Here is an 11,006-nt window from a genome sequence, read left to right as displayed (position 1 = left end):
CAAATCTGTTAATAGAATCATTTATGCTTTAGTTTATACATTAAACAATGGAGAGGTACCCAACAAATTTACACAACTTTCTTGACATCAGCATTTTTACTTATAGGGATCATTTTCAGTAAGTTCATATCATCTCCTATCATCCTCAAAATCAAAACCCAGCTGGAATTCTTTTCTTTTTTGAATAAAAAGATCTATCGCTTCATCGAGTTTGTTCGACGAAAATAATCTTTCGAAAGTTTTTTTAAGATCACTTCCAACAGCAATTTTACCGTTTTCAAGTTCTCTTATGTATAAACACCCCAATATATCAAAAGATATACCAATCTTTGTTTTTAAAGCGATTTTTATAGCCTTTTTTAATTCTTGATCTATATTTTTTTTAATGCTGATCATCTTTACCCCGATTATTCATAGACTAACATAATTCTAGCAGAGTGTTGAAAATTTTCCCAGGTATGAACCCCGATTTTCTAATCGGGGTGAATTATCGGGGTTTATTTTCTGCAAAGCTAAACCTATAAAAGATATTATACACCAACAAAACAATGAAAATTTGTATTTATACGGAAATTCTACTTTCTCACAGGCAAAGAGATAATTCCTGTACGAATTTTTTTAAGGATGAATAATAAAAGTAAATAAGTTATAATAATGGCATTCTTAGGTGAGGTTATAAAATTATATTTTCAAAGAAAATTATATGAAATTAACTGTTAAATCTATTTTAATACTTGTTGCGTTTCTTATTATTTTTATTAACTTTGTAGATGGATCAACTTCTTTAAAAAATTGGACTTTGGCAAAACCTTTAAGCAGCTATGAGGGAGATGCGTATCAACCTCAAATATCGATAAACAGGAATGGAGACGCAATTGTAGTTTGGGCTCAGCAAGACGGATATTCGGAAAGATTTAAAATCTGCGGAAGCTATTATACAAAAAATAATTGGAAACAACTGAAAGAAGTTAAAACTTTGCTAACCGATGGCATTAATATCGCGGATTTGCCAAAAGTTGCAATTAATGATATGGGAAATGCTGCTCTTGTTTTTACACAAAGTCATAAAGAGGACGATTTATCTTATGGTCAGATTAACGTATTCTCCGCTTTTCTTTCGGGTAAAGAATGGTCACCTTTAAAAAAAATCAGTTCCAATATGACATGGGATGGTGTTTTTTCGCCGGCAATCGCGATTGACCCAAAAGGAGATGCGTTTGCCGTTTGGATGCAAACAACAACTCCTAATAAACATATTTTTTCCAATCATTATGCTAAAGGTAAATGGGAAAAATCCGAACTTATAAGCGATATTAACGTTAAAGATTCTTACAATCCACAAATAGCAATTAACTCAAAAGGAGATGCGTTTGTTGTCTGGGATCAGCTTGACAAAGACGTGTATAAAGTCTTTGTCAACTCTTCCTCAGGCGGCCGCTTTCAAACCCCTAAAACAATAAGCAATAACACTACAGGACATGCTTACGACCAACAACTGGCAATTGATAAAAATGGGAATGTTTTTGTCGTTTGGACACAATGGAAAGACAATTTTTATAAAATTTATACAAGTACCTGCTCTCTTGGAAATTGGACCCCTCCAAAAGAAATCAGCTCAAATTCTTTGGGAAGTGCGTATTCTCCGCAAATTGCCGTCAATTCAAGCGGGGATTTTGTAGTTGTCTGGATGCAATGGGAAGGAGATTATTATAGAATATATGCCAGAACTTTTTTTGAAAACTCTTGGCAGAAAGAAGAAATTATAAGCAATAATAAACTCGGAAATGCGTATATTCCAAAAGTAGTCATTGATAACAATAACAATGTTATTGTCGTTTGGAAAGTATTGGATGGCTCATTATATAAAGTCTATGCAAATAATTATTCTTCAGGGAAATGGGGGGAAGAAAAATTAATTAGCAACAATACACTCGGAAATATTGATCAACCTCAAATTGTTATGGATGAAAAAGGAGATGCCATTGTTGTCTGGACCCAATCTGACGGGTCATACTATAGAATATATTCAGCGCAATATAAATAAATATCTCCCGTCAATAGTTTAACCCCAATTATTCTTTATGAAGTATTTTTTTTGCCTGTAAGAATTTATTAAGACATATGAAAGAAGTTTAAGGCTTTCGTTATTAAATCTGTCATACTTTTTCTTTAATGAGGTTAAAATTATTCTATCGGCGACTACGAGAAGAGGAGAAGAATCATCAAATGGTGAGTTCGGTTGATAGGAGACTGATTGCCTCGCTATACTTGGCTGTGGGATGTTTAACCTTTTCAACCTTTCCAGCCAGCCTATTAATCCCTCTTTTGATTCCTCAATCATTTTTTTTATGCGAGAGGTTGTAACAGGAAGACCGAAACGTTTTATATCATTTGCACATCTTTCCAAATCAGCAGTTAATGTAACATCTAACATCCGTAAAGATGCTATTAAATTATCAAGAGAAGACCTCTCTACTGCTACATCTATTTCAAATGAAATTATTTTAAATTTGATCATTTTAACACTTGATCTTACTATACTATTTTATCGATTTAAAAAATTCAGAATTTCAAATTATTAACCCCAATTATTAGGAGGAATTTTAAGCCCCGATTATCATAATCGGGGTTAATATAAAAAAGGTTAATCTATGCCTCTTGCTTTTTCGTAAAATTCTCTGTAATCTTCCTTGTTTGCGCTATTACGTAAAGCCATCGCAGTGTTTGGATGTTCGTTTAACATACCTGTTATAGCATAAGGAATTATATAGCCCCACTCTATCTTTTCCCTTAAAGGGATAAACTCTTTTGATATAAGATCAAGAACAGGCCTGATATCAAATTTCGGATTTTTTAAGAAACCCAAAAGCAATTCCATCGGACAGTTTCCTGCCGCCCTGCCAATGCCAAAAACCGTGGCATCCAAATAATTTGCTCCATGAATAATCGCCTCTATGGTATTTGAAAAACCAAGTTGCTGGTTGTTGTGACCATGAAATCCTATCTCTTTTGTTTTTATTATTCTTTTTGCCTTCTTTACTAGATGTTCTACTGTCTCCTGGTATAAATAACCAAAACTATCAACTATATATATTACATTCGCGCGGCTCTCTCTCTCAAATTGATGTAATGCCTCATCCAATTCGCTGTCCTGCACTTTTGAAATAGCCATAATATTAACAGTTGTTTCATATCCCTTATCGGCAAAATGATTGACCATCGCAATTGCCTTGTCCGTATCTTTTACATAACACGCAACTCTTATCATATCAACAGGGCTCTCACTTGCAGGTTTAACATCATCTATATCTACTCGTCCAATATCAACCATTACTGAGATCTTAGTTTTTGATTCAACTCCGTCAATTACCTCTTTTATATCTTCATCATCACAAAACTTCCATTGCCCATACTCTTTAGGAGAAAATAATTTTCTGGAATTCTTATATCCCAATTCTATGTAATCAACCCCTGAAGAGGAAAGAGCTTTATAAACTTCTTTGACGAATCGAATATCAAAATTGTGCTTATTTATAAGCCCTCCATCCCTTATAGTGCAATCAAAGACTCTGATTTTTTCTCTGAACATGCAAATCTCCTTTGTTTTATTATATTATACCAAAATTCAGGGGATCAGGCAGGCATTTTAATCTTTCGCAACAGTCACTAAAATAGACTTACTTGATTGTCTTCTTCACGTTTAAACCTGGATTTTCCGATTTTTTTTAATGTAAATGCTTCTTTTGATCTTGAAGAGTTTTCTCCTAAATTATTTTCTACCATCTCAAGGGTCGAATATATCTCTTTTGACCGTAACACAACTTCCACAGGCAACCCGGCTAACCTTGCCACTTGTATGCCATAAGATTTGTCTGCAGGCCCGTTTATAATTTTATGTAAAAATGTTATATGATCATTCTCCTCTTTAACTGCTACATTAAAATTTTTCATTCCGCGATGCTTGTCCGCAAGCTGGGTAATTTCATGATAATGGGTGGCAAACATTGTTCTGGCCTTAATGTTTTTATGAATATATTCCGCAACTGCAGCGGCAATTGACATGCCGTCAAATGTAGAAGTCCCCCGCCCTATCTCATCAAGAATAATAAAACTTCTATTAGTTGCATTGTTTAAAATATTGGCAGTCTCTGTCATCTCCAGCATAAAAGTAGATTGGCCTGAAAATATATCATCCATGGCGCCTATCCTTGTAAAGATTCTGTCAGTAACGGACAAATTTGCCTCTTTTGCTGGAACAAAAGATCCCATCTGTGCCATAATTAAAATCAGGGCCGCCTGTTTCATTATAGTACTCTTGCCTGCCATGTTGGGGCCAGTAATTAATAAAAACCGGCTCTCTTCATTTATCTCAATATTGTTTGAAATAAAATTATGTTCCCCTATGCTCTTTTCGACAACAGGGTGCCTGGAATCTATCAAATGAATATAAGGATGTAAATTATCAGCATCAGAAGAAAATTTCGGTCTGCAATATTTTCCGTATGATGCAATATCCGCAAAAGCAATAAAAACATCAAGGGCAGCCAAAATATGCGCTATCTCCTGTAACCTCAATGTATATTTAGAAACCTCCTCTCTTATTTCACAAAACAAATTATATTCAAGTTCTTTTATCTTTTCATCGGCGTTTAAAACAAGAGCTTCCTTCTCTTTTAACTCCGGAGTAATATATCTTTCACAGTTTGTAAGAGTCTGTTTTCTTATATAATTTTGAGGAACCTGGGACAGATTGGAAGTTGTAACTTCAATGTAATAACCAAAAACTCTGTTAAATCCGACTTTTAAAGATTTAATGCCCGTCTTTATCCTTTCACTATTTTCAAGTTCCGCAATAAAGCTCTTCCCCCCACGCGTCACTGTTCTTAACTCATCGAGTTCCAGATTATATCCATCCCTAATTAATCCTCCATCTTTTATTTGAAAAGGGGGATTGTTGACTATCGCCAAATTTACAAGTTCTTTGACTTCCGGAAGATCAGAAATACAAGAAGCTCTTGATAAAACAGATAAAGAATCTTTGGAACAGGAAAACGTAGGGATGGCTTCCAAAATAAGGTTTTTTATAAATGGGATCTCGTTTAAGGAATCTCTTAGCGCGACCAAATCTTTTGCGTTGGCAGATGATGACGCAATCTTGGTGGTAAGCCGCTCTATATCGAAAACTTTTTTTAGTTTTTCCGAAAGTTCAGCGCGCAAAATCGTATTTTCTTTTAAATCAGAAACAGCATCAAGTCTCTTATTTATTTCATCAACGTTCATAAGGGGCATAAGCAACCAATTCCGCAAAAGACGGCTCCCCATGTTTGTGCAGCAATGGTCCAACACCCACAAAAGGCTCCCCCTGAAAGATTTGTCTTTCATTGTTTGAACAAGTTCAAGGTTTCTCCTTGCGCTAGAGTCAATAAACATGTATTCCCCTATCCTATATGGAACAATTTTATTTATATGTAAAAGAGCTGTTTTTTGAGTCTCTTCAAGGTAATCTACAACATAAGCAGCGGCAGATAATCCAACCGAGTAGTTATCTATCCCAAAAGAAGCAAGAGAAACAACATTAAAATGTTTTTTTAATCTGTCTGATGCCGTCTGTGCATCATAATTATCCTTAAATTTACTGATTCTTAGAGCAAGATTTTCCGGAACTTCCTCCTGCCACATATCGGAAAATAAGATTTCGGAAGGATTTATCCTGTTTATCTCATCAAATAAAATCTTATTCTCTTCTATTTCCGTTACTTTAAATTCTCCAGTTGAAACATCGACATAAGAAATTCCAAATTTCCCTTTTTCATAAGATACCGCCAAAAGATAATTATTTGCCTTTTGTAACAACATAGAAGATTCAATAACCGTTCCTGGAGTGTAAACCTTTATGATTTCTCGTTTAACAAGCCCTTTAGCAAGCGCGGGATCTTCAACCTGTTCGCAAATTGCCACTTTATAGCCCTTGGTAACAAGGCGGGCTATATAGTTTTCTGCCGCGTGGTAAGGGACTCCGCACATCGGCATTTTGTTCTCTCCCTGCCCCCTACCTGTCAAGGTAAGTTCAAGTTCACGTGACGCGAGATCAGCATCTTCATAAAACATTTCATAAAAATCACCGAGACGGAAAAAAAGGATAGAATCTTTATTTTTAGATTTAATCTCAAGATATTGCTTTACCATGGGGGTTTGTTGATCCATTTTTTAACTTCAGATCTCCTATTTATACAGCGTTGCGGATGAATTTTATAATAAATAATTATAACATAAAAATACCCGTCTACCGGCAGGTGATTACTTACAGCAAGTTATTTTGTAAAGCTGTTTTGAGAGTGCGATTTTTTAGATACCATTCAAAAATATCTCTTGTAATAAGAGCAGAAACCCTATCGCCATGGGCTCCATGCGCAATAAAAGCTACAACAACAATTTTTGGATTATTATAAGGGGCATAAGCGACAAACCATGCATGTGCGACGCCCCTGTTTTCTGCCGTCCCTGTTTTTCCCGCCGCTTCCATGCTAGCAACAAAAGCATTAATCCCTGTTCCTCGAATAACAACTTTATGTAAAGCATCCCTTATTAATCCCAAGGTACCACTTGAAATTTCAATAGGAGATATTTCATATGGCTTATTTTCAAACACAGCTTCACCGGAAGAAGTGATAATCTTTTTAACAACAAACGGTTTCATTCTCTTGCCCAACGCTATCTGGCCATACATACATGCCAGCTGAAGCGGAGTTACCTGGATATAGCCCTGTCCTATTCCGATATTTATGGAATCCCCCACATACCACTTTTCTCCAAACCTTTCTTCTTTCCATTCAGGGTCAGGAATAAAACCATTTTTTTCCCCGGGAAGATCCACCCCTATTTTTTCTCCCAAACCAAATGCTTTTGCATATTTTTTTAGTTTTGTCGGACCAAGCCTTCTTCCCAACTCATAAAAAACAACATCACAAGATTGAACCAACCCCTCCAAAACAGAAATACTTTTATGCCCCTCAAGTTTCCAGCATTTTGCAATTCGAGTTCCAAGTCTATATGCTCCGCTGCAATAAAACATTTCATCGCTTCGAGTCACTTTTTCTTCCAACGCAGCAGATAGTGTAACAGGCTTAAATGTTGACCCCGGAGGATATGAAGATATAGCCCTATTCATAAATGGGTGATTTTTTTTGCTTATTTCCTCCCATTTTTTACTTGAATCATAAGTAGGGCTTGATGCCATTGCCAGTATTTCACCATTGTTTGGATCAAGAACAACAACAGCCCCTTCTTTATAACCAAGCAAATCCTCAACTTTTTTTTGAAGGTCATTATCTATTGTCAAAACAAGACTATCTCCCGGTATCGGGTTTAATTTCTCCAAAATCCTTACGGGATAACCTAAGGCATCCACCTCTAATCTTTTTCCTCCCGGGGTTCCTCTTAAGTATTCATCATAAACCTTATCCACGCCATCTTTGCCAATTAAATCCCCCAACCTATAACCATCATCTTTAAGTAATGACAACTCCTCTTTTGTAATCTCCCCTACAAAGCCTAATACATGGGCTGCTAATTGTTTGTTTGGATAGGAACGAAGCGGATACTTTAAAACTTCAACCCCCGGCAAATCAAAACTCATCTCGTCTATTTCAGAAACAACAGAAACAGGAACATCTCGTGCGATTAAAATCCCCTCAAAAATAGGGGTTTTTCTCTCCTTAAAACGCTTTAATATAACTCCCTTGGGAATTCTAAGTATATTTCCCAGTTTTTCAAAAACAGGATTGGGATTTTTCGGCAATAGATGAGGCAAAACATATACCATAAAAACAGGTCTGTTTTGAACGAGAATGTTTCCATTTCTGTCAAAAATAACTCCACGAGGAGCAAGAACGGGAATCAAACGAGCAGCATTATCCAAAGCCAACTTGGAATTTTTTTCATAATCTAAAATTTGCAGTTGAATTAATCTAAAAGTAAAAAAAATAAACATCAAAACAAGGAGAAGTAAAAAAATCCTCGATTTATTCATCATTTGTTATAAACCTGTCAAACAAAAAATAACATAAAGGAGTAAATAAAACATTTAGCATAGTAGAAACAATCATCTCCCAAAAAGGAAAATAAGCTGTTCCCGATGAATAAAAATAATGTGTAATAAAAAAAGAAAAGATAAAAGAACAAGGCGTAAATATTGCAGTTAAAATTACAATCAATTGTTTTTCTTCTAAAACAAAAAAAGTCCTAATATATATAATAATAATACCAATAAGAGTGCTTACAAAAGTAAAAACAAAACCCAAAGAAAAAAGGATGTCCCGCAAAAATCCGCCCCAAAAAGCAAAGGAAATTGTTTTTGTCTTATCTTCTTTAACAGCCAAAAAAACAATAAAAATCAACAGAAAATCGGGATTTGTCCAAAATCCCATCCTCCCCTGAAGAAGTAAAACAAATATTAATATAAAAAATAATTTTAAGGTTTGCATACAAATACAACTCTTAACCCGGAAAAGTTAACAATAGGTTTTGCTTCAATAAATTGAAATATGTTGTTTACGCTGTTTTCAACTTTTGAAACATAAGCAAGAGGAACCCCTGGTATAAAAACGTTGCTTGCGGGAGAAACCATGATTTTTTCGCCGAGAGAAACATCTGCTCCTTCAGATACATAATCTATAATCAATTTATCAGCGCCAAATCCACCTCTTGCAATTCCAAACGTTTTTTTATTTACCATAATGACACTTACCGAACTGCGGAGCGAGGTTATAAGCATAACTTTGGAAGAAAAATCATCCACAGCAACAACTCTACCAACAAGCCCTTCTTCAGCTATAACAGTATTGCCAATCCTTACTCCGTTTTTTATCCCAACATTTATAACTATAATATTATTCCAACTTTCACTTGCACGTTCGTAAACAAAAGCAGGGATTAACTTAAAGTTATAAGCTGAATTGTGAGAAAAATTTAAAGCTTTTTTAAGTTCTGCATTTTCGTTTTTTATCCCTTCAAGCACAAGCAATTCAGCTTTTAACTCTTTTTTTTCTAAAGTCATCTCCCTGGATATATTTTCAAATTTATAGGCGGTTGCTAAAAAAATAAATGAGCGAGGGATTACATCTACAATAGAATTAAACACAAATTGCACAGGATAAAATACCCATCTGATTGTTAATTGCACAAATTGCATAAGAGGTGAAGACCCAATAAATTGTAAATTTAATATTAGGGCTAAACTTAAAAATAAAATTAAGAAAAAGCGATAACTCACTGAATCTTTTTTTACGACCCTTTTTTAGGCATCATCAAAACTCTTTTTAAAGTATCTATCTCTTCCAAAATTTTCCCTGTGCCATAAGCAACACAAGAAACAGGATCATCCACAACATAAACAGACATATCAGTTTCCTGCGAAAGGTGTTTATCAAGCCCCCTAAGAAGAGACCCCCCTCCAGCCATTACAATCCCCCTGTCCATTATATCAGAGGCAAGTTCAGGAGGTGTTTTTTCAAGAGTCATTCTAACAGCATCAACAACAGTGGCAACAGGTTCTGCAAGAGCATCTCTTATCTCCGATGAAGTCAATGTTAACGTTTTTGGAAGTCCCGTAACCAAATCCCGCCCTCTTACTTCAACGGTTTTTTCTTCTGCCAATGGGTAGGCAGAGCCAATATCAATCTTAATCTGTTCAGCGGTCCTCTCGCCTATAAGTAAATTATAGTTTTTACGGCAATGGGCTACTATCGCTTCGTCCATTTCATCGCCCGCAACACGAATAGATTTACTGACAACAATCCCACCTAAAGCTAAAACAGCAACTTCAGTAGTTCCGCCCCCTATATCTACTATCATAGAACCTGCCGCCTCAGAAACGGGAAGGTTGGCTCCAATTGCAGCCGCCATAGGCTCTTCTACTAAATAAGCTTCTCTAGCTCCAGCATGCATGGCAGCATCAAGAACTGCTCTCTTTTCAACTCCCGTAATACCCGAAGGGACACCAACCACTATACGAGGCCTTACAAAAGTTGATCTGTTGTGGCTCTTGTTTATAAAATGTCTAAGCATCATCTCCGTAACTTCAAAATCAGCAATAACACCATCTCTCATGGGGCGAACAGCGACAATGTTCCCGGGAGTTCTTCCTAACATCCCTTTCGCTTCATTTCCAATGGCTAAAATCTTATTGGTATTTTTATCTAATGCCACTACACTGGGTTCACATAAAATAATCCCTTCACCTCTGGCAAAGACAAGTGTAGTCGCAGTCCCCAAATCAATGCCCAAATCTCTTGAAAACTTACCAAAAATAGCATCATAAAGACCCATAATTAAATTCTCCTATTCTTTTTTGACCTTGTTAGTCTGACTTAATGATAGCTTCAAATCCTTTATTTTTCAAGTGGCTTAAAAGTCTCTTAGCATCTGCCCGATCTGTAGCATGTAAGAAGACCCGAAAATAGTATCTGTACTTTTCAATTTCAGGGTTAAATTCATTTTTTAAAAGAAGATCTTTCAAGTCAACCGCATTCTTGTAAGCAGAGAAGACCCCTATTTGAACTTTATACTTATAGCTGGGAGAAACCACTTTACTTACAGAAACATTTCCGCTATTGGAATTATTAGTTAGCTTAGATGTTGTACTAGTGGATATTGTATCAAATGTGACAGACTCATTGCTCCCTTCGTTATAATCATTTAAAGAGGCATCAAAGGGTTCTGTTTCCACTTCAAAAGATATAGGGCCTATCTCTTCTAATATTTCACTTGCTTCTTTTGTTAAAGAATCAATAGTTTCAGGCTCTTTTACAACTGGATTCAAAATGTTTTTTCCAAGCAAAAAACTGATCCAGAAACTAAAAGCTATAATTATTATAAGAATAAAGACTAAAAATATATTTTTAATTACTTTCATTTGTATGTGCGGAAATTTTACAATGAATAGAAGACAAGAGTCAAGCGGAAAATTTGACTATACATGTCTCTTTATGTTAAAATTTTTCAAATTT

At 35.5% G+C, this 11,006-nt stretch carries 10 protein-coding genes; 1 reads left to right on the top strand and 9 read right to left on the bottom strand.

Features of this window, described 5'->3' with window-relative positions:
- Nucleotides 1-129 precede the first annotated feature (129 nt).
- Nucleotides 130-396 carry a hypothetical protein gene (locus tag A2290_06225; GenBank protein ID OGC15653.1) on the bottom strand — a complete coding sequence of 89 codons (267 nt, stop codon included), beginning with the start codon at nt 394-396 and terminating at the stop codon, nt 130-132.
- Nucleotides 397-703: 307 nt separating this feature from the next.
- Between A2290_06225 and A2290_06220 the strand changes: the two genes are divergently transcribed.
- On the top strand, nt 704-2,044 hold the full coding sequence (locus A2290_06220) for a hypothetical protein (protein ID OGC15652.1): 1,341 nt from the start codon (nt 704-706) through the stop codon (nt 2,042-2,044).
- A gap of 18 nt (nt 2,045-2,062) precedes the next feature.
- On the opposite strand, the gene A2290_06215 is transcribed toward A2290_06220, so the two are convergent.
- The 8 genes from A2290_06215 to A2290_06180 form a co-directional block, all read right to left on the bottom strand.
- Entirely contained in the window at nt 2,063-2,518 is a 456-nt protein-coding gene (locus A2290_06215) for a hypothetical protein (protein ID OGC15651.1), read from the bottom strand.
- Nucleotides 2,519-2,644: 126 nt separating this feature from the next.
- Nucleotides 2,645-3,589 (bottom strand): nucleoid-structuring protein H-NS, encoded by a 945-nt coding sequence (locus A2290_06210; protein OGC15650.1) that lies wholly within the window; start codon nt 3,587-3,589, stop codon nt 2,645-2,647.
- Between the two features lie 77 nt (nt 3,590-3,666).
- Nucleotides 3,667-6,204: a DNA mismatch repair protein MutS gene (locus A2290_06205; protein ID OGC15649.1), complete on the bottom strand. Its 2,538-nt coding sequence runs from the start codon at nt 6,202-6,204 to the stop codon at nt 3,667-3,669.
- A gap of 97 nt (nt 6,205-6,301) precedes the next feature.
- The gene (locus A2290_06200) at nt 6,302-8,029 is read right to left on the bottom strand and encodes a penicillin-binding protein 2 (GenBank protein OGC15648.1); all 1,728 of its coding nucleotides are present in this window, start codon (nt 8,027-8,029) and stop codon (nt 6,302-6,304) included.
- A complete protein-coding gene (locus tag A2290_06195; GenBank protein ID OGC15647.1) occupies nt 8,022-8,483 on the bottom strand; it encodes a hypothetical protein in 462 nt (153 codons plus the stop codon). Before A2290_06195 ends, A2290_06200 begins: the two co-directional genes overlap by 8 nt.
- Nucleotides 8,471-9,190, bottom strand: a complete 720-nt coding sequence (locus tag A2290_06190; GenBank protein OGC15646.1) for a rod shape-determining protein MreC — start codon at nt 9,188-9,190, stop codon at nt 8,471-8,473. The genes A2290_06195 and A2290_06190 overlap by 13 nt, the downstream gene beginning before the upstream one ends.
- Before the next feature lie 92 nt (nt 9,191-9,282).
- On the bottom strand, nt 9,283-10,326 hold the full coding sequence (locus A2290_06185; protein OGC15645.1) for a rod shape-determining protein: 1,044 nt from the start codon (nt 10,324-10,326) through the stop codon (nt 9,283-9,285).
- A gap of 31 nt (nt 10,327-10,357) precedes the next feature.
- Complete coding sequence (locus tag A2290_06180) at nt 10,358-10,912, bottom strand: hypothetical protein (GenBank protein OGC15644.1); 555 nt, start codon at nt 10,910-10,912, stop codon at nt 10,358-10,360.
- Nucleotides 10,913-11,006: the final 94 nt, after the last annotated feature.

It is taken from the genome of candidate division WOR-1 bacterium RIFOXYB2_FULL_36_35, from assembly GCA_001771505.1.
In the GTDB taxonomy this organism is placed as follows: Bacteria; Margulisbacteria; WOR-1; order XYC2-FULL-46-14; family XYC2-FULL-37-10; genus XYB2-FULL-36-35.
This window is presented reverse-complemented; position numbering and strand designations above follow the sequence as displayed.